At 73.1% G+C, this 18,329-nt stretch carries 15 protein-coding genes; 7 read left to right on the forward strand and 8 right to left on the reverse strand.

Annotation, left to right across the window (positions count from 1 at the left end):
- The first annotated feature begins 1 nt into the window (after position 1).
- From Actkin_RS14590 to Actkin_RS14605, 4 genes are read left to right on the forward strand one after another with little or no spacing between them, the layout of a single operon-like run.
- Entirely contained in the window at positions 2-883 is an 882-nt protein-coding gene (locus Actkin_RS14590; RefSeq protein ID WP_258907617.1) for a branched-chain amino acid ABC transporter permease, read from the forward strand.
- The gene (locus Actkin_RS14595) at positions 880-1,881 is read left to right on the forward strand and encodes a branched-chain amino acid ABC transporter permease (RefSeq protein WP_258907618.1); all 1,002 of its coding nucleotides are present in this window, start codon (positions 880-882) and stop codon (positions 1,879-1,881) included. Before Actkin_RS14590 ends, Actkin_RS14595 begins: the two co-directional genes overlap by 4 nt.
- A 5-nt stretch (positions 1,882-1,886) precedes the next feature.
- Positions 1,887-3,149: an ABC transporter substrate-binding protein gene (locus tag Actkin_RS14600; protein WP_258907619.1), complete on the forward strand. Its 1,263-nt coding sequence runs from the start codon at positions 1,887-1,889 to the stop codon at positions 3,147-3,149.
- Positions 3,149-4,795 (forward strand): carboxylesterase/lipase family protein, encoded by a 1,647-nt coding sequence (locus Actkin_RS14605; protein WP_258907620.1) that lies wholly within the window; start codon positions 3,149-3,151, stop codon positions 4,793-4,795. Before Actkin_RS14600 ends, Actkin_RS14605 begins: the two co-directional genes overlap by 1 nt.
- Here Actkin_RS14605 and Actkin_RS14610 read toward each other — a convergent pair.
- The 3 genes from Actkin_RS14610 to Actkin_RS14620 form a co-directional block, all read right to left on the reverse strand.
- Positions 4,717-7,053 carry a LuxR C-terminal-related transcriptional regulator gene (locus Actkin_RS14610; protein ID WP_258907929.1) on the reverse strand — a complete coding sequence of 779 codons (2,337 nt, stop codon included), beginning with the start codon at positions 7,051-7,053 and terminating at the stop codon, positions 4,717-4,719. The genes Actkin_RS14605 and Actkin_RS14610 overlap by 79 nt on opposite strands.
- 43 nt (positions 7,054-7,096) lie before the next feature.
- Complete coding sequence (locus Actkin_RS14615) at positions 7,097-8,233, reverse strand: helix-turn-helix domain-containing protein (RefSeq protein ID WP_258907930.1); 1,137 nt, start codon at positions 8,231-8,233, stop codon at positions 7,097-7,099.
- Positions 8,234-8,338: 105 nt separating this feature from the next.
- Complete coding sequence (locus Actkin_RS14620) at positions 8,339-9,202, reverse strand: SGNH/GDSL hydrolase family protein (protein ID WP_258907621.1); 864 nt, start codon at positions 9,200-9,202, stop codon at positions 8,339-8,341.
- 263 nt (positions 9,203-9,465) lie between these two features.
- Here Actkin_RS14620 and Actkin_RS14625 point away from each other — a divergent pair, with 263 nt between their 5' ends.
- The gene (locus tag Actkin_RS14625; RefSeq protein WP_258907622.1) at positions 9,466-10,113 is read left to right on the forward strand and encodes a hypothetical protein; all 648 of its coding nucleotides are present in this window, start codon (positions 9,466-9,468) and stop codon (positions 10,111-10,113) included.
- A 3-nt stretch (positions 10,114-10,116) separates the two neighbouring features.
- Here Actkin_RS14625 and Actkin_RS14630 read toward each other — a convergent pair whose 3' ends face one another.
- From Actkin_RS14630 to Actkin_RS14640, 3 genes are read right to left on the reverse strand one after another with little or no spacing between them, the layout of a single operon-like run.
- Positions 10,117-12,096, reverse strand: coding sequence for a carbamoyltransferase family protein (locus Actkin_RS14630; RefSeq protein WP_258907623.1), 1,980 nt, complete (start codon positions 12,094-12,096; stop codon positions 10,117-10,119).
- Positions 12,097-12,124: 28 nt separating this feature from the next.
- Positions 12,125-12,709 (reverse strand): class I SAM-dependent methyltransferase, encoded by a 585-nt coding sequence (locus Actkin_RS14635; RefSeq protein WP_258907624.1) that lies wholly within the window; start codon positions 12,707-12,709, stop codon positions 12,125-12,127.
- 50 nt (positions 12,710-12,759) lie between these two features.
- Positions 12,760-14,787 carry an MMPL family transporter gene (locus Actkin_RS14640; RefSeq protein ID WP_258907625.1) on the reverse strand — a complete coding sequence of 676 codons (2,028 nt, stop codon included), beginning with the start codon at positions 14,785-14,787 and terminating at the stop codon, positions 12,760-12,762.
- Positions 14,788-14,873: 86 nt separating this feature from the next.
- On the opposite strand from Actkin_RS14640, the gene Actkin_RS14645 reads away from it, so the two are divergent.
- The gene (locus tag Actkin_RS14645) at positions 14,874-15,347 is read left to right on the forward strand and encodes a MarR family winged helix-turn-helix transcriptional regulator (RefSeq protein WP_258907626.1); all 474 of its coding nucleotides are present in this window, start codon (positions 14,874-14,876) and stop codon (positions 15,345-15,347) included.
- Positions 15,348-15,418: 71 nt separating this feature from the next.
- Positions 15,419-15,841 carry a nuclear transport factor 2 family protein gene (locus Actkin_RS14650; RefSeq protein WP_258907627.1) on the forward strand — a complete coding sequence of 141 codons (423 nt, stop codon included), beginning with the start codon at positions 15,419-15,421 and terminating at the stop codon, positions 15,839-15,841.
- Positions 15,842-15,971: 130 nt separating this feature from the next.
- Here Actkin_RS14650 and Actkin_RS14655 read toward each other — a convergent pair whose 3' ends face one another.
- Together Actkin_RS14655 and Actkin_RS14660 are read right to left on the reverse strand one after the other, a co-directional pair.
- A complete protein-coding gene (locus Actkin_RS14655) occupies positions 15,972-17,429 on the reverse strand; it encodes an APC family permease (RefSeq protein ID WP_258907628.1) in 1,458 nt (485 codons plus the stop codon).
- The gene (locus tag Actkin_RS14660) at positions 17,426-18,256 is read right to left on the reverse strand and encodes a carbon-nitrogen hydrolase family protein (protein WP_189214153.1); all 831 of its coding nucleotides are present in this window, start codon (positions 18,254-18,256) and stop codon (positions 17,426-17,428) included. Before Actkin_RS14660 ends, Actkin_RS14655 begins: the two co-directional genes overlap by 4 nt.
- Positions 18,257-18,329 lie beyond the last annotated feature (73 nt).

Here is an 18,329-nt window from a genome sequence, read left to right on the forward strand (position 1 = left end):
CGTGGCCGACTTCATCCAACAACTGGTCGAGGGCCTCGGCGCGGGCGCGATCTACGCCAGCCTCGCGCTGGCCCTGGTGCTCATCTACCGGTTCACCGGCATCGTGAACTTCGCCCAGGGCGAGATGGCCATGTTCGCCACGTTCATCGCCTGGCAGCTGGTCCAGGCGGGCGTGCCGTTCTGGCTCGCGCTCGGGGCCACGCTGGCGATCGCGTTCGGCGGCGGCATGCTCATCGAGCGCGTCGTCATCCGGCCGGTCGAGGGCGCGCCCGAGCTGGCGCTGGTGATCGTCACCCTCGGGCTGTTCATCCTGGTCAACGCGGTGGCGGGCTGGATCTGGTCGTTCCTGATCAAGGACTTCCCCAGCCCGTTCCCCAGCGGCGCGCTCGACGCGGGCGGGGTCCACCTCAGCTACTCGACCCTCGGCGTCCTCGGCGTGGTCGCGGTCGTCATGGGGCTGCTCTACATCCTGTTCCGCTACACCAAGATCGGGCTGGCGATGCGCGCGGTGGCGAGCAACCCGGCGTCCGCGCGGCTGCTCGGCATCCGGGTGAGCGGCGTGCTCGCGCTGGGCTGGGGCCTGGCCGCCCTGGTCGGCGCCGTGTCCGGCGTGCTCGTCGCGCCGGTGCTGTTCCTCGAGCCCACCATGATGGGCGGGGTCCTGATCTACGCCTTCGCCGCGGCCACGCTGGGCGGGTTCGACAGCCCGGTGGGCGCGGTGGTCGGCGGGCTGGTCGTCGGCATCGCCGAGACCCTCGCCGGGGCGTACGTCGGCGTGATCGGCTCCGACCTGAAGATCGGGGTGCCGCTGGCCGTCATCATCGGGGTCCTGCTGTTCCGCCCGCAGGGCCTCTTCGGACGCGCGGCGGTGGAGCGGGCATGAGCGACGTCGACATCCCCCGCACGGCCGGGCTGGCCGTTCCCAGCGCCACGGCGCTCCGCAGGCTGGCCGTCGCCCTGGTCGCCGTCGCGGCCTGCGTCGCGCCGTTCCAACTGGAGCCGTTCCGGGTCTTCCAGCTGACGATGGTGCTGGTGTACGCAGTGGCGCTGCTCGGGCTGAACCTGCTGGTCGGGCACGCCGGGCAGATCTCGCTCGGGCACGGCGGCTTCTTCGCCATCGGCGCCTACACCGCGGCGGTCATGCTCGACCGCTGGGACACCCCGCACGTGCTGACGCTGCCCGCCGCCATGGCGGTGACGTTCGCGCTCGGGTTCGGCCTCGGCGTCCCGGCGCTGCGGCTGCGCGGGCTGTACCTGGCGCTGGTCACGATGACCATCGCGATCTTCCTGGTGCCGCTGCTCAAGCGGTTCGAGTCGGTCACCGGCGGATCGATGGGCCTGACCCTGTCGCGGCCGGAGCCGCCGTCGTGGACGGGGCTGGCCGAGGACCAGTGGCTGTACTTCCTCGCGCTGGCCGTGGCCACCGCGGCGGGACTCGCCGTGTGGTCCCTGCTGCGCTCCCGGGTGGGCCGTGCCCTGCACGCCGTGCGGGACAACGAGACCGCCGCCGAGGTCATGGGCGTGCGGCTGGCCCGGTACAAGACGCTCGCGTTCGCGTGGAGCGCCATGCTCGCGGGCGCCGCAGGCGCGGTGAACACCTGGGTGATCGCCTTCGTCTCGCCGGACTCCTTCACCGTCAACCTGTCCATCCTGCTGCTCGCCGGGATCGTCGTCGGCGGGCTGGGCTCGACCTTCGGCCCGCTGCTCGGCGGCGCGTTCGTGCTGTTCGTCCCGACGCTGGCCCAGGACGTCAACCAGGCGGCCCCCGGCGTCGTGTTCGGCGTCGTGATCATCCTGATCATGTACGTCGCCCCCCGCGGTCTCGCCGGGCTGGCAGGCCGCGGCGGCCGTTTCCTCGACCAAGCCCTACGGAAGAAGTGAGCACCATGCGCACCAGAACGATCCGACTGGCCGCCGTCACCGCGGCCGCCCTGGTCGCGGCCTCGGCCTGCGGCGGGCGCGGCGAGGACGGGGCGACCACCGCGGGCGACGGCGCCTGCCAGGGGCAGCAGACCACCGGGATCACCGACGACGCGATCAAGCTCGGCGGCATCTACCCGCTGTCCGGCCCGACGTCCGCGTACGGCGAGATCCCCAAGGGGGTCAAGGCCTACTTCGACTACCTCAACGCGGAGAAGGGCGGCGTCAACGGCCGCAAGATCGAGTACATCGTCCGCGACGACGGCTACCAGCCGCCCAAGTCCGTCGAGGAGGCCCGCAGGCTCAACGAGCAGGACAACGTCTTCTCCCTGTTCCAGACCCTCGGCACGCCCACGTCGTCGGCGGTCATGGAGTACGCCAACCAGCGGCAGGTGCCGCAGGTGTTCGTCTCCAGCGGGGCGTCGAAGTGGGGCGCGGACCCGGTGAAGTACCCGTGGACGATCGGCTGGCAGCCCAGCTACCTGTCCGAGGGCCGGATCTACGGCCAGTACCTCGAGCGGGAGCGGCCCTCGGCCAAGGTCGCGATCCTCTACCAGAACGACGACTACGGGAAGGACCTGCGCACGGGCTTCGTCGAGGAGATCGCGGGCAGCGGCGTCACGGTGGTCGCCGAGCAGACCTACGAGGCCACCGACCCGAGCGTCGACCCGCAGATGCGCAACCTCGCCGGGTCGGGCGCCGACGTGTTCCTGAACATCACCACGCCCAAGTTCGGCTCGCAGGCGCTGGCCGCCGACGCGGCGAACACCGCGTGGAACCCGCTGCACATCATCAACAACGTGGCGTCGTCGAACACCGTCCTCAAGCCGGTCGGCTTCGACAAGGTGCAGAACATCGTCTCCGCCGCGTTCCTCAAGGACCCGTCCGATCCACAGTGGGCGGACGATCCGGAGATGGCGCTGTACGAGGCGAAGATGGCCCAGTACGCGCCGGGGCTGGACACCAAGAACGCCTTCTACAGCCTGGGCTGGGCCTCCGCGGGCGCGATGGAGAAGGCGCTCGCCGCGATGCAGTGCCCGACGCGCGAGGGCCTGATGGCCGCCGTCCGCGGGCTGACCGACGTCCGCTCGGACCTGCTGCTGCCCGGCGTCACGATGAACACCGGACCGCAGGACGGCTACCCGATCGAGACCCTGCAACTGCAGCGGTTCCAGGGCGAGCGCTGGAACCTGTTCGGCGAGCCCATCGACACCAGGAAGGCGGGCTGATGAGGACCAGACGACTCGCGGTCGCGCTCACCGCCGTCGCGCTCGGCGGCATCATGGGCGGCACCGCCGCCGCGGGCCAGCCCGACCTCGGCTTGTCCGCGGTGAGCGACCGGGGCGGGGCCGCCGCGGCCGAACTTGATCGCGTTCCGTCTGCGGCCAGCGACGGCGCCGCCGCGGCGGGGCCCGGCCGCGGTCCGGTCGTGGTCACCGACGCGGGGGTCCTGCGCGGCGCGACCTCCGGGACCACCGACCGGTTCCTCGGCATCCCGTACGCGGCCGCGCCGGTCGGCGAGCTGCGGTGGCGACCGCCGGGCCCGGTGGCCCGCTGGCAGGGCGTGCGCGAGGCGACCCGGCTCTCGCCGCGCTGCCCGCAGAACACGACCGCGGCCACGTCCGAGGACTGCCTCTTCCTCAACGTCCACACCCCGAAGGGCGCGGCGCGCGGGCGGGACCGCCTTCCCGTGATGGTCTACATCCACGGTGGCGCGCTCACCTCCGGCATGGGCGGCAACTACGACCCGACCGCGCTGGTGGAGAACGGCACGGTCGTCGTCACGATCAACTACCGGCTCGGGGCGCTGGGGTTCCTGGCCCACCCCGCGCTGGCGGCGGCCGACGGCTCGGCGGGCAACTACGGGCTCATGGACCAACAGGCCGCCCTGCGCTGGGTCCAGCGCAACATCGGCAGCTTCGGCGGGAGCCCGGACCGGGTGACGATCTTCGGCGAGTCGGCGGGCGGGCTGAGCGTGCTGGCGCACCTGGCCTCGCCCGGCTCGGCGGGCCTGTTCTCCGCGGCGGTCAACCAGAGCGGCGCCTACAACCTGCGCCTCCAGTCGCTCGCCGACGCCAAGGCCGACGGCGGCGCGCTCAGCGCAGCGGCGGGCTGCCCCGACCAGACCGCCGAGTGCCTGCGCTCCCTGCCCGCGTCGGCGCTGCTGGCCAAGCAGCAGCCGATCGGCTTCCTGCAGACCGACGGCGCCGTCCTGCCCACCTCCCTGGACAAGGCGTTCCGCTCCGGGGAGTTCAACCGGGTCCCGGTCGTCAACGGGAGCACGAGCGACGAGTCCACGTTCTTCGTCGCGACGAACTACGACATGGTGGGGCGGCGGGTGACGGCGGAGAACCTGGTGGCCGAGATCAGCGCCATGACCGGCGTCCCTGCGGAGACGGCGAAGCGGGCGGCCCAGCTCTATCCGCTGGCCGACTACCCCAACCCGGCCGCCGCGCTCGCCGCCGCGGCAACCGACGCCACCTTCGCCTGCCCCGCCCTGGAACTCGACGGCTGGCTGTCGCGGTGGGTGCCGACCTACGCCTACGAGTTCGCCGACCGGGAGGCGCCGCAGCTCTACCTGCCGCCGGTGTCGTTCCCCTACGGCGCGTCGCACGCCTCGGAGCTGCAGTACCTGTTCGGGATCGGCAACGCGGCGTTCCCCGCGCGGCTCACCGCCGAGCAGGAACGGCTCGCCGCCACCATGCGCGGGCACTGGACCGCCTTCGCCACCACCGGACGGCCCGCGAGCGCCGCCGTGTGGCCCGCGTACACCGCCGCGCGGCCGCACATGCTCTCCTACGCGCCGCCCACGCCCGGCCGGGTCGCGGACTTCCCCGCCGCCCACCGCTGCGGCTTCTGGTCCGCTGTGGACTGAGCGTTGGCCGTCTCGGTGAACCAGACAGCGATCTGGGCACGGTTGTGAAGACCGAGCTTGTTCAGGATGTTCTGCACGTGGGTGTCGGCGGTGCGCTGGGAGATCACCAGCCTGGTGGCGATGTGCCGGTTCGACATCCCCGCGGCGACGAGTCCGGCGATCTCCCACTGGCGCCTGGTCAGCACGCCCGGCCAGGCGTCGGTGGGGGGCTCGGTCTCGCCGAGGGCGAACCGGGCCACCTCGTCGGCGCCCATCGCCCGGCCCTCGGCGTGCGCGCGGGCGAACCGCTCGGCGCCGAGCGCGGCCATGGTGTCGGCCTTGTGGGCGCGGTGCGGCCCGGACACCGCGATCTCCGGGGCCGACCCGATCGCCGCCCAGACCCGCGCCGCCGCCCCGAACAGGACGGCGGCGCGCTCGTGCTCGCCCTTGCGGTCGGCGATCCAGGCCAGCGCGTCGAGCAGGTACGCGGTGCCCGAGCCCTCGCCGATGCCCACCAGGCTGCGCAGCGACTGCCGGGCGAGGTCCTCGGCCACCAGCACGTCGCCGCGCTCGACCTCCAGGTAGGCCAGGCCGAACTGAGCCATCGCCCGGTAGCGGGTCTCGCCGTGCGACACGCAGAGGTCGAGCATGCGGCGCAGCGAGCGCCTGCCCTCCGCCACGTCTCCCTTGCGGTAGCCGGTGGAGACGCCGTGGATCCACAGCGGGTGCAGCTCCCGCCGCACGTCGCCGTGCGCGCGGAACACCGCGGCCGCCTCCCCGGCGAGGTCGGCGGCCCGGGTGTCCGTCCTGATCTGCGCGGCGAGGGCGCGCACGTAGGTGAGGAACGCGCCGAACAGCTCGTCGTCCGCCGCTGCCGGTTCGGCGTCGGCGAGCAGGAGCTCGGCGGCGTCGAGGTCGAGGTGCCAGACCGCGTGCAGCGCGCACACCGCCAGCGCCCTCGGGCGGTCGGGGTGGTCGTCCGGGGTCGCGGCCAGCGCCCGCTCCAGCCACTGGCGGCACTCCACGCTGTGGCCGAAGAACATCCAGTACTCGTCCAGCCGGGACGCGATCCGCAGGGCGGCGCCCGCCTCCCCGGGCTCGGAGATCGACCAGTCGAGCGCGGCGCGCAGGTTCGCCTGCTCCCGCCGCAGCCGGGTGATCCAGCCGACCTGCTCGTTCCCGGCCCAGTTCGCGTCGGCGGCCGCGGTCAGCTCATCGATCCAGTCGCGGTGCAGGCGCCGGACCCTGGCCCGGTCGCCGCTGGCGTCGAGCAGCTCGCGACCGTGTTCGCGCAGCGTCTCCAGCATCCGGTAGCGGACGATGTCGCCGTGGTCCTCGCGGATGAGGACGGACTTGTCGATCAGCCCCTCGACGGTGTCCAGGACGTCGTCGGCGGGAAGGTCGGGGCCCGCGCACACCCGCTCGGCCGCGCTCAGGTCGAAGCTGCCCGCGAAGACCGACGCCCGCAGCCAGAGCGTCTGCTCGGCCGGGGAGCACAGCGCGAAGCTCCAGTCGATGGTGGCGCGCAGGGTGCGCTGGCGCTCGGGCGCGGTGCGCGGGGCGGCGGCGAGGGCGGGCAGCCGCCGGGTGAGGCGGTCGGCGATCTGGTGCGGCGACAGCGAGCGCAGCCGGGCGGCAGCGAGCTCGATCGCCAGCGGCAGGCCGTCGAGGTGCCTGCAGATGTCCAGCACGGCCGCGCTGTTCTCGGCGGTCAGCTCGAAGTCCGGCAGCACGGCGCAGGCGCGCTGCACGAGCAGGGCCACCGCGTCGTAGCGGAGGAGGGCGTCCGGCGACGCCGCCACGTCGTCGGCGGGCACCGCCAGCGGCGGGACCCGCAGTACCTGTTCCCCGGCGGCGCCGAGGGTCTGCCTGCTGGTGGCCAGGATCGCGACCCGGGGGCAGGCGGCGAGGACGGCGGCGGCGAACGCCGCGGCGGCGGCCACCACGTGCTCGCAGTTGTCCAGCACCAGCAGCAGCGCCCGCTCCCGCAGGGCGGTCACCACGGCGTCGGGCTGGCCCATGCGGTTGTGCAGGCCCAGCCGGGTGGCGACGAGATCCGGCAGCAGCGCGCCGTCGCCGAGTTCGGTGAGGTCGACGAACACCACGCCGTCGGCGAACTCGCGGCAGGCCTGGCTCGCGACGGCGGTGGCCAGCCGGGTCTTGCCGACGCCGCCCGGACCGGTCAGGGTCACCAGGCAGCCGGGCCGCAGGGCCGCCCGGACGGCCGAGGACTCCCGCCGCCTGCCGACGTAGCCGGTGGTGGCGCGCGGCACGTCCATCACGACGCCACCGTAACTCAAGGTGATGAGCGTGACCAAACAATCACTCGCCGTGGTGGCCGTGGCGGTCCGCCAGGCGGGCGTGCAGCAGCAGGTGCAGGTCGAGCTGGATGCGCGGGTCGTAGAGCCCGTCGCCGAACAGCGCCTCGATCTTCCGCAGGCGGTAGCGGACGGTCTGCGGGTGCACGTGCAGCCGCTCGGCGGCGGCGTTCGCCCGGAAGTGGCACTCCAGCAGGGCCAGCAGGGTCGCCTCCAGGTCCGCGCGCAGCGGGGCGCGGACGGCGGCCAGCGGCGCGAGGCGGTCGGCGGCGGCGTAGTCGACCAGCTCGGCGCCCCAGGACGTCATGAGCCGGGGCAGGTGGTCGGTGGCCCGGACGGGAGAGCGGCCCGCGTCGACGCGTCCGACCAGGCGCAGCGCGCGGCGCGCCCAGCGCAGCGACCGCGCGGCGTCGGTGACGGCGACCGTCGGCCCGATCGCCGCCGCCCAGCCGCGCAGGCTCGCCGCCAGCCCGCCGCGCCTGCCGGGGCCGTCGGGGTCCGGCATGACCAGGCACGGCTCGTCCAGGTGCAGGGCGGGCAGCGTGTCGTGCGGCAGCCCGCGGGGCACGGCCGGGCCCCCGGGCCGCACGGCGACCACGGCGACGCCGGTCGGGACCGGCCAGCCTGCCGCGCGCGCCGCGGCCCGGATCTCGGCGGCCCCCGGCTCGGGGCGCAGCAGCAGGTCGACGAGCGCCCGCCGGTCCCGCTCCCGGCCGTCGAGCGCGCCGACGCCCGCGTGCCCCTCGGTGACGGCCTCGACGAGCCGCTCGGTGTGGGCGAACGCGGTCTGCGCCATCCGCCCGACCGCGCCGATCTCGTCGCCGAGGCCCAGCCGCCGCGCGTGCTCGGCCAGCCGCGCGATCGCGATCCCCGTGCCCAGCCGCACTGCCGCGTGCAGCACCTCCGGCCCGCGTCCCTCCCGGGCCTCCCGCGCGCCCGCGTCCCGCCCCCTCGACACGACCTCGTCCGCCGCGGCGCCGCTCGGGTCGATGAACTGCCCGACCAGGCCCTCGACCAGCGGGTCGAGGTACCGGGCCGCGCCCAGCACCGGCAGCTCCCGCCGGATCCGGACGGTGACCTCGGCCGCCACCTCCGCCACGGACAGCCGGAGGGCCTCGCCCACCGCGACATCCCGCCGCATCGCCGTCACTGCGCCTCCTCCTCGAAGCCCGGGGTACCGGCAAGAGTCGTCGGCGACGCGCGATCCGCGCCATCAGCAGAACTACGTAAAGCTCTCGCGCAGGGGTCAGCCGAGGTCGAGAGCGGCCATCGCGGCGGCCGCCATCTCGCGCTCGCCCAGCGCGTTGGGATGGGCGAAGATCGAGTTCTGGGCGCCGATGGGCGGCTCGATCCAGCGGACGCCCGGGGGCTGGCACACGTCATGCCCGTCGGAGAGCCCGTTGAGGTCGACGTAGGTCGCCCCGGTCTCGGCCGCCGCGCGGCCGACGGCGTCGTTCAGCGTGGCCTGCAGCGAGCGCATGTAGGGGATGTCGCCTGCGGCGATGGTGATCTTGTCGAAGCAGCCGCCGGTGGCCGGGACGATCCACGGGTAGCCCAGGACGGCGATCTCGGCGTTCGGCGCCTTCACCCGGACCGCCCGGAGCGCGTCGACCAGGTCCGGGTAGGTCTTGTCGCGGACGGTGTCCTCGAACGAGCTCCCGTTCTGGTCCTTGCACGGGCTGCCCTTGCCGCCGGTGAAGAACCCGGCGATCGAGCAGGTGAGCGCCGCGCGGATGAAGATGCCGCTGTCGTTGCCGCCGATGGTCAGGGTCACCACGTCGGTGTCGGCGCTGAGGGCGTCCACCTGCGGCCGGATGCCCGGGTACTGGGCGGCGGTGAAGTCCTTGGTCTGGGCCGCCCCGCACGTCACGTCGGTGAGCCTGGCCCCGGTCCGCTCGGCGATCACGTTCGGGTAGTTGAGGGCGGAGCGCAGGCACTGGGCGGGCGATCCCGGCGCGGTCGGCATGACGCCGGAGGCCGCGCTGTAGGAGTCGCCGAGTGCGACATAGTCGATGGGGTCGGCGCCCTGGGCGGGACCGGCGGAGGACAGCGCCACGGTCCCTGCGGCCGTGACGGCGGCGGCGGCGATGGCGATCAGGCGTCGGGGCAAGGGACTCTCCGTGTCGTCGGCGACAGCAGGGATTCCTACTTGAAAGTAGGTAAAGCCTCGCCAGCTTGTCCCCGGCCTCCACGCCTGTCAACACGCGGTACCCGGAACGCTGTCGAACCCAATACCAGAGCGGCCGCTTGTGTCATCGGCACGACAATCGAGGCCGGGTCCACTTCCTCGTCGATCATGGGCCCGCGCGGGTCGCGGCAGTGCTAGGTTCGGCCGCGATCGGAAGCCGGAAGCGACCTCCAGGGGAGTCGGGTTTGTCCACGACGAGCGGCCCTGCCAACCCACCCGCGCACCCCCCGACGGCCGCTGGTCCGGCCGCCGCGCCGTCCGACCCCGCCAAGGGCGCGGGGCTCGGCGTCCTGGCCGTGGTCCTCGGCGCCATCGGGTGCCTGCTCCTGGTGGCCCCGTTCGCCCTCACCGGCACGCGCGCCTACCTCGCCCTGGGCTTCGCCCTGCCCGGCCTCGCCCTGGGGATCGCCGGGTCCACCGGCCGCCGCCGAGGCAACGCGCTGGCGGTCGCGGGATCGATCCTGGGCGGGATCGCGCTCGGGCTCGCGGTCATCATGCTCGTCGCGGGCACCCCGAAGTCCTCGCCCAACGCCTTCCCGGACGACCGGACCGCCGAGATCCTGCACAACGACCTCGACGTGCGCCTCGGCGAGCGGCACGCGGGAACCGACGGCACGGCCGTCACCGTCACGCTGCGCAACAAGGGCCTCGAAGCCGCTTCGTTCACCGTGCTGATCGAGGTGACGGGCGGCGGCGTGTGCGAGACCCCGGTGAGCGTGGACGACCTCTCGCCCGGCGCCAGCTACCAGACCGAGGTCGGCGCCTGCTCGTCGACCAACAGCGGGCCGCCGCATGCTTTGCAGCTCAAGGTGCTCAAGGTGACGAAGGAGTAGCCCTCAGTCGGCCACGGGCGGGCGGAGGGTGATGAACCGCTCGCTCCACAGCTCGCGGATCCGGTCCAGTGTGGACGAGCCCGGCTCGACATCGAGGTCGCGCAGGGTGCGGGCGCCGTCGGCGCGGGCCAGGACGAGCAGGGTGGCGTCGTCCACGGTCAGCTGCCTGCCGCCCGCGGTGGCGAAGGCGACGACATGCCGTGCGGCGCCTCCCGGTTCCGTCTCGGTCCGCAGGCGGGCCAGCGGAACGAGCGCGGGCGCCATCCCGCAGAGGTCGGCGTCGGTCCAGTCCGTTGTGGACACGATGTGGTCGCCGATCACCAGGTGGTCCAACTGCGTGGTGAGGTAGCACTGGATGGCGTCTTCGGCGGAGTCGACGATGGGCTCGGCGTGGTTGTTGAACGAGGTGTTCAGCAGGACGGGGACCCCGGTGCGGCGGGTGAACTCGTCCAGCAGGCGCCAATAGCGCTCGTTCACCGCCTTGTCGACGGCGTGGACGCGCGCGCTGCCGTCGACGTGGGTGACCGCGCCGAGCCCGGCGCGCTTGTCCTCCCGCACGGGGACCGCGAAGACCATGAAGTCGGGGGTCCGCGCGCCCTCCGGGAAGTCGAAGTAGTCGCGCAGGCGCTCGGCCTGCACCGACGGTGCGAACGGCCGATAGCCCTCCCGCTGCTTGATCATCCGGTTGACCCGGTCGCGGTTGGCCGCCGGGCGCGGGTCGGCGAGGATGCTGCGGTTGCCCAGGGCGCGCGGGCCGAACTCGGAGCGGCCCTGCACCCAGCCGATCACCGCGTCCGCCGCCAGCAGCTCCGCCGCGTCGCGGGTCACGTCGGTGGAGCGGCGCGCGGTGAGGAACGGCCGATAGCGCTCCAGCAGCGCGACCAGGTCGCGGTCCTCGGGCAGCGGGCTGCCCCAGAAGACCTGGCGCAGCCGGGAGCGGGGGAGGGCGCCCGAGAGGTCGGCGTTGGCCTTGACCGCCGCGCCGAGCGCCGCGCCCGCGTCGTGGGCGGCGGGGTGGACGAAGACGTCGTCGAAGAGCCCGCCGCGCAGCAGCCTGCCGTTCATCGTGCAGTTCTGGGCGACACCGCCCGCCAGCGCCAGGCGGCGGTGGCCGGTCGCCCGCTGCCATGCGCCGATGACGTGGTGGCCGATGGTCTCCACGGTCTCCTGCAGCGCGGCGGCGAAGTCGCGGTGGTGGCGGTCGAAGGGCTCGCCGCGGCGGCGGGGCCGGAACCCGGCGGCCGCGAACGCGGGGCGGAGGCTCGTGTGGTCGAGGTCGAAGTCGCCGTCGGGGCGCAGGTCGTACAGCGACCGGAAGACCGGGCGGTAGGTGCGCGGGTCGCCGTGCGGGGCCAGCCCCATCACCTTGTACTCGTCGCCGAGGCCGTAGCCCAGCAGGCGGGTGCCCGCCAGGTACAGCATGCCCAGCGAGCGGCTGATCGCGTGGCTGGTCAGCATCCGCATGGCGCCGTCGTGCGCGTCGTAGACGGAGATGGCGCTGTCCTCTCCCGCGCCGTCCATGACGACGACGAGCGCGTCGTCGTACCCGGACTGCGGATAGGCGGAGTAGGCGTGCGCGCTGTGGTGCTCGACGAACTGGAGCCGGTCGTCGGGCACGTCGGCGTCCAGGGCCTCCCGCAGCCGGGTGGCGAGCAACTGCCTGCTCCACACCAGCGGGAGCGCGGGGTTGTCGGCGTAGTGCTCGAACAGCTCCCGGTCGGTGTACTCCTCGCCGAAGAAGAACGCGACCCGGTCGAGGTCGCCCGGCTTGGCGCCCGCCGCGTCCAGGCAGACGCGAATGGCGTCTCCGGCGAACGCGGTGGTGTGCTTGACGCGGTTGAGCCGTTCCTGCTCGACGCCCGCGACGACCTCGCCGTCGCGCAGCAGCACCGCCGCCGCGTCGTGGAAGTGCAGCTCCCACCGGCGGGCCATGAAGTCGTCGGCCGCCGGGGCCAGCGAGCAGGTGATCCCGAGTACCAGCATGGCTCACTCCCGTCCGAGGACCGGGCGGCTACCGGCCCCGCGGCCGCTCGCAGTGGTAGGCGAACATCGGCGGGAACTCCGCCCACACCGTCTGCCCGCGCCAGACCGTGCCGAAGCGCGACCGCAGCAACCGGTCGAAGGACCTGGCCCCGGCCGTGGCGGCGCGGTGCCTGCACATGAGCGTGCTGAAGCGGCCGTCGTCGGCCACCACGTCGGCGACGGCGGAGACGATGTCGGCCCGCAGTCCCGAGGGCATCGTCGTCCACGGCACCGCGCTGATGACCCGGTCGACCCGCCCCATGCCGTGCTCGGCCAGGACCTCCCGCAGGTCCGCGGCCGACGCGGCCACGACCGACACCCGGTCGTCGGCCAGCCTGCGCCGCAGCCGGGCCACGAACGAGGAGTTGACCTCCAGCGATAGGACCCGGGCGTCCGGCGGGAGCCGCTGGAGCAGCGCCCTGGTGATCGCGCCCGTCCCCGCGCCGAGCTCGACCACGCTCCGCGCGCCCGCCACCTCCGCCTCATCCAGCAGCGACCGGATGGACCACGGCGAACTGGGCGTCACCGCCCCGGTGCGTCGGGGATCCCGCAGGAACTCGACGAGGAAGACCACGGACACCTCATTACGTCAGAGAGTGCACGCGATGCTACCGTACGCAACCTTCACTCCGCCTGTTCAGCGTTTCGCCTGCTGAGGGCCGACGGCCACCAGACGCGGCGGCCGATGTCGAGGGTGAGGGCGGGCACCAGCAGGGACCGCACGACCAGGGTGTCGAGCAGGACGCCGAACGCGACGATGAAGGCGATCTGGGCCAGGAACAGGATCGGCAGCACGGCCAGGGCGGCGAAGGTCGCGGCGAGCACCACCCCGGCGGAGGTGATCACGGCGCCGGTCAGCCGCAGGCCCCGCAGCGTCCCGTCCCGGGTGCCGTGGGCGGCGGCCTCCTCGCGGACGCGGGTCATCAGGAAGATGTTGTAGTCGATGCCGAGCGCGACGAGGAACACGAACCCGAACAGCGGCACCACCGGGTCGGCGCCGGGGAAGCCGAGGACGTGGTTGAACACCAGGGCGGAGACGCCCATCGTCGCGGCGAACGACAGCACGACGGTGGCGATCAGCATCAGGGGCGCCAGCAGGGACCGCAGCAGCAGCGCCAGCACGGCGAAGATGACGACCAGCACGATCGGGATGATCACCTGCCGGTCCCGTTCGGAGGTCTGCTGCGTGTCGAGCAGTTGCGCGGTCGGGCCGCCCGCCTTGGCCTCGGCGCCCGGCACGGCGTGCACCGCCTCGCGCAGCCGCTGCACGGTCGCGACCGCCGCCTCGGACCCGGCGGGGTCCGACAACACCGCCTCGACGCGCACCAGTCCTTGCGCCTGCCCGGTGATCCGCGCGTCGGCGACGCCGTCGACGCGCGCGGCGCGGGTGACGGCCTCGCCGTGCTCGGCGCGAGCGACGACGACGGTGGGCGCGCCCGTGCCGCCGGGGAAGTGCCGGGAGAGCAGTTCCTGACCCGCCACCGACTCCACGGGCGTCAGGAAGATGTCGGACTGCGCGGTGCCGGAGGCTTTCAGCTGCGGGAAGAACGCGGCCAGAGCCAGCAGCGCGAGGCTGGTGGCGATCCAGATGGCGCGGGGCGCCCTGCCGACCCGGCTGGCCACCTTCCCCCAGAAGCCGCCGCCGTCGGACGGCGCATCGGGCTTGGGGGAGAACGGCCAGAACGCGGCCCGACCGGCCAGGGCGAGCACGGCCGGCAGGAAGGTCATGGCCGAGACCAGGGCCGCCGCGATGCCGATGGCGGCCACCGGGCCGAGCCCCCGGTTGGAGTTGAGGTCGCTGAACAGCAGGCACAGCACGCCGAGGATCACCGTGCCCGCGGAGGCGGCGATGGGCTGGATGGTCGCCCGCCACGCGCGCGCTGTGGCCGTGTACTTGTCGGCGTTGCGCAGTTCTTCGCGGTAGCGCGCCACGAGCAGGAGGGCGTAGTCGGTGGCGGCGCCGAACACCAGGATGAAGAGGATGCCCTGGCTCTGTCCGTTGAGCGCCAGCACGTCGTTGTCGGCCAACAGGTAGACCACGAGGCTGGCCACACCGAGCGCGAACACCGCGGACAGCAGGACGAACAGCGGCAGCAGCGGACTTCGGTAGACCACCACGAGGATCACGGCCACGACCGCGCCCGCGACGAGCAGCAGCAGCCCGTCGATCCCGCCGAACGCCTCACCGAGGTCCGCTCCCTGCGCCGCCGGTCCGGTCACCAGGACGGTCAGCCCCGGCGGCGCGCCCTCGCCGACCGCCTTGCGCAGCGCGGCGACGCTTTCGGCGGGCTCCTGCGCAGGGGTCAGCGCCACGATCACGCGCGCTGCCGCACCGTCGTCCGAGGGAAGGACCGGCGAGACCTCGCCCAGGGCGGACGCCTTGTCCGCCGCTCTGGTCAGGTGGTCCCGGTCGGCGGCCGTCAGCCCGTCGGCGCGCTGGGCCACGACTACGGCCGGGATGCCCTGGCGGTCGCTGAACAGCCGTTGCAGCTCGGCGACCTGCGTCGACTCCGCCGAGGCTGGAAGGAACCCGGCGGCGTCGTTCTCCGACACCTCGGCGAGCCTGCCCGCGAACGGCCCGGCGAGCGAGCCCAGGGCCAGCCACGCCACCAGGACCACGGCCGGGACCAGCCACCGCCGGGTTGTCCGCATACCAGGCTCCAGTAAATTCGACGGCAGGAAATTTCGGTGACCGAAGGATATGGTGGGCCCGCACGGGCGGCAACCGGAGGGGCGGCATGGCGGACGGACAGCGGTTCGACGACGAGGTGCTGATCAGCCTGCTGCGCAGGCTGACCGTGGAGTCCGACCGGTTCGCCGAGATGTTCGCCGAGGTCCACGGCGTCCACCGGACGGACATGAACGCCCTCGCGGTGATCATGGACGCGGCCAAGGCGGGCACCCCGCTGAGCCCCACCGCGCTCGCGGCGGCGCTGAACCTCAGCAACTCGGCCACCACGTCGCTGCTCGACCGCCTCGAACGCGCCGGTCACGTCGAGCGGATCCGCAGCGCCCGCGACCGCCGCAAGATCGAACTGCGCATGCGGGACCAGGCCCGCGAGCTCGGCATCGCCTTCTTCGCGCCCCTACGGCAGGAACTGCTCGCCGCCTGGCGCGACCTCCCCGATGACCACCGCGCCGTCATAGGCCGGTTCTTGACCACCACCATCGACGCCACGGTGACCGCGCGCGGCCGGTTCGTTGAGCCGTAACGGACGCTGGTGATCGACGGCGTAGGTGGGAGATCATCTTGGGTCTCGGCTCTACGCGAAGGAGCACCCCGATGACCGACCCCACCGACGTCGAGTCAACCGTCACCCGCTACTGCGCCGCCTGGAACGCCCACGACGTGGACACCTTGCTGTCGATGCAGGCCGACGACATGGTCTTCCACCTGCACCTGGACGGCGCAGCCGAGGTCAGGGGCACGGATGCCCTCCGCGAGCAGTACGCCGCGTTCTTCCAGGTGATGCCCGACTATCACGCAGAGGACCCGCGAATCATTGTCCGCGGCGACCTGGCGGTCATCGAGTACACCATCGCCGCCACCCTGGCGGCAGACTTCCCCATCGGCCGGTACACCGGCAAAGCAAGCACCCACGCCCGCTTCGAAGCCGTAGACCTCCTCCACCTGAAGGCCGACAAGATAACCCGCAAAGACGTCTACGTAGACGCCTTCGCCATGCGCGCGGGCTGGGACATGTGACCCCGCGTCCCGCCGCCTGCTCAACGAACCGACCGCCGCGGCTGGCCTAGGCTGCCTCCAGTTGCCAGGGACTAGGGCACCGGCCGGGAGAGTGCTGCCCGGGGAGACCGGGCAGCACCGACCGGCGGTGTCACTTCGGCTGGTCCGCGCCGACTAGCCGCGAGCGCGGGCCGATGGCGGCGCCCGCGATCAGGGCGGCCACCGGGATCAGGCCGAGGACCGCGCTCACCCCGACGCTGCCGCCGGTCACCAGGGTGAAGTTGGAGACCACCAGCCACAGGCTGACGAGCAGGCCGACGACCGCCAGGACGGGCGCGACCACCGTGGTCCACGTCCGTCCGGCGCGGGCCTCGGGGGCGCGCAGGAAGAAGGCGACGACCGCGACCGAGGTCAGCAGCATGAGCAGGACCATGCCGACGGTGGCCACGCCCGCCATGGAGCCGAAGACGCCGACGAGCGGGTCGAGGCCGACGAGGGTGAAGACGAGCACCAGAACCAGCGCCGTGCCGGTCTGGACCACCGAGGAGAACGCGGGCGAACCGTGGCGGGGGTGGACCCGGGCGAGCGGCGCGGGGAACGACCCGTTGCTCGCCAGGGCGAACTGGTAGCGCGCGATGACATTGTGGAACGACAGCACGCACGCGAACACGCTGGTGCACAACAGGACCTGCATGACGTCGCGCAAGACCGTGCCCAGGTAGGTGCCCGCCGAGTCCAGCAGCATGTTGCCGCCGCTGCTGAGCGCCTCGTTGGCCACCTCGCCCGCCCGGCTCGCGCCGATGCCCTCGATCAGGCTCCAGCAGGAGACCGCGTAGAAAACGCCGATGATCAGCACGGCCAGGTAGGTCGCCCGGGGGATGGTGCGCTCGGGGTCGCGCGCCTCGTCGCGGAAGACCGCGGTGGCCTCGAAGCCGATGAACCCGGTGAGCGCGAACAGCACCGCGATGCCCAGCGGTCCCGACGCGACGGCCTCCGGGGTGAAGGAGGCCCCGCTGATCCCGTCCGCGCCGCCCGTGCCGATGATCGCCACGTCGAGCGCGACGACGACGGCGATCTCCAGCACCAGCGCGACCCCGAGCACCTTGGAGCTCAGCTCGATGTGCCGGTAGCCGAACAGGCCCACCACGACCAGTCCGGCCACGGCGAAGACCCACCACGGGATCGAAGGCCCGCCGTAGTGGGTCACCAGGTCGCCGACCGCCCAGCCGAAGTAGCCGTACATGCCGACCTGGATGGCGGTGTAGGCGACCAGCGCCACGTACGCGGTGCCCATGCCGGGCCTGCCGCCGAGGCCGTGGGTGACGTAGGAGTAGAACGCGCCCGCGTCCCGCACGTGCGGGGTCATGGTCACGAACCCGACCGAGAAGACCAGCAGCACGAGCGCGGCGATCACGAACCCGACGGGCGCGCCCGCGCCGTTGCCCGAGCCGATGGCCAGCGGCACGTTGCCGCCGATGACGGTCAGCGGGGCGGCGGCCGCGATGACCATGAAGACGATGCCGCCGGTGCCGAGGCGGCCCGCCAGGCGCGACCGGGGCGCGGGCTCGGCGGTGGGCTCGTGGCTGTCGCGGGTGGTGGGGATGCTCATGGCTGGTCGTCCTCACGGGAAGGGGGAGGCAGGTAGAGGCCGGGACGGCGGTCGGTGAGGTACGGGTTGTCCCGCTGCGCGCGCCGCACCGCCTCGGGGCTCACGTCGGCGACGAGCAGGCCGGTGCCGTGCTCGACGCGGTCGAGGACATCGCCGGACGGCGCGACGACGCTGCTGCGTCCGATGTAGTCGAGCGAGCCCTCGCTGCCGTCGTGGTTGATGTAGGCCAGGTACACCTGGTTCTCCCAGGCGCGGGTGCGGACGAGGTGGTCCGCGGTGAACTCGAACGGGGTCATCTGCGCGGTGGGCACCGCGACCAGGTGGGCCCCGGCCAGCGCCGCGGCCCGGACCGGCTCGGGGAACTCCACGTCGTAGCAGATGAGCAGGGCGACGGTGATGCCGTGGAACTTGGTGGTGCAGACCAGGTCGTCGCCGGGGGTGAAGTAGCGGCGGTCGAGGTCGCCGAACAGGTGGGCCTTGCGGTAGCGCGCGGTGACCCGGCCGTGGTCATCGATGAAGTAGGCGCTGTTGTAGTACGCGCCGTCGGCGTGCTCCGGCGCGCCGAGCACGATGCCGACCCCGGTGCGCGCGGCGATCCCGGCGGCCGGGCCGACCAGGTCCTCCCGGGCCAGGGCGTGCACGGCGTCGCCGATGTCGTACCCGGTGACGAACAGCTCGGGGGTGATGAGCAGCCGGGCCCCGGCGGCCGCGGCCTGCTCGGCGGCGCGCTCCAGCGCGGCGAGGTTGGCCCGCACGTCGGCGGGCGCGCTGGGCGTCTGCAGGCCCGCGATCCGGACGGCCTCGGGATCCTGCGGCGGCTCGGTCATGCGGTGCACTGTCGATCGTGGACAGGCGGACGGACAAGTGACGATCCGTAAACCGTGTGGTGTGTTCGGCGAC

Origin of the sequence: Actinokineospora sp. UTMC 2448 (genome assembly GCF_024760565.1) — a bacterium.
GTDB classification, from domain to species: domain Bacteria; phylum Actinomycetota; class Actinomycetes; order Mycobacteriales; family Pseudonocardiaceae; genus Actinokineospora; species Actinokineospora fastidiosa.

Bases quoted from the DNA above. Each gene is read 5' to 3' on its own strand.
- Actkin_RS14595 (WP_258907618.1), top strand. From the start codon at position 880: ATGAGCGACGTCGACATCCCCCGCACGGCCGGGCTGGCCGTTCCCAGC.
- Actkin_RS14600 (WP_258907619.1), top strand. From the start codon at position 1,887: ATGCGCACCAGAACGATCCGACTGGCCGCCGTCACCGCGGCCGCCCTG.
- Actkin_RS14605 (WP_258907620.1), top strand. From the start codon at position 3,149: ATGAGGACCAGACGACTCGCGGTCGCGCTCACCGCCGTCGCGCTCGGC.
- Actkin_RS14610 (WP_258907929.1), bottom strand. From the start codon at position 7,053: ATGGACGTGCCGCGCGCCACCACCGGCTACGTCGGCAGGCGGCGGGAG.
- Actkin_RS14615 (WP_258907930.1), bottom strand. From the start codon at position 8,233: ATGCGGCGGGATGTCGCGGTGGGCGAGGCCCTCCGGCTGTCCGTGGCG.
- Actkin_RS14630 (WP_258907623.1), bottom strand. From the start codon at position 12,096: ATGCTGGTACTCGGGATCACCTGCTCGCTGGCCCCGGCGGCCGACGAC.
- Actkin_RS14640 (WP_258907625.1), bottom strand. From the start codon at position 14,787: ATGCGGACAACCCGGCGGTGGCTGGTCCCGGCCGTGGTCCTGGTGGCG.
- Actkin_RS14645 (WP_258907626.1), top strand. From the start codon at position 14,874: ATGGCGGACGGACAGCGGTTCGACGACGAGGTGCTGATCAGCCTGCTG.
- Actkin_RS14650 (WP_258907627.1), top strand. From the start codon at position 15,419: ATGACCGACCCCACCGACGTCGAGTCAACCGTCACCCGCTACTGCGCC.
- Actkin_RS14655 (WP_258907628.1), bottom strand. From the start codon at position 17,429: ATGAGCATCCCCACCACCCGCGACAGCCACGAGCCCACCGCCGAGCCC.
- Actkin_RS14660 (WP_189214153.1), bottom strand. From the start codon at position 18,256: ATGACCGAGCCGCCGCAGGATCCCGAGGCCGTCCGGATCGCGGGCCTG.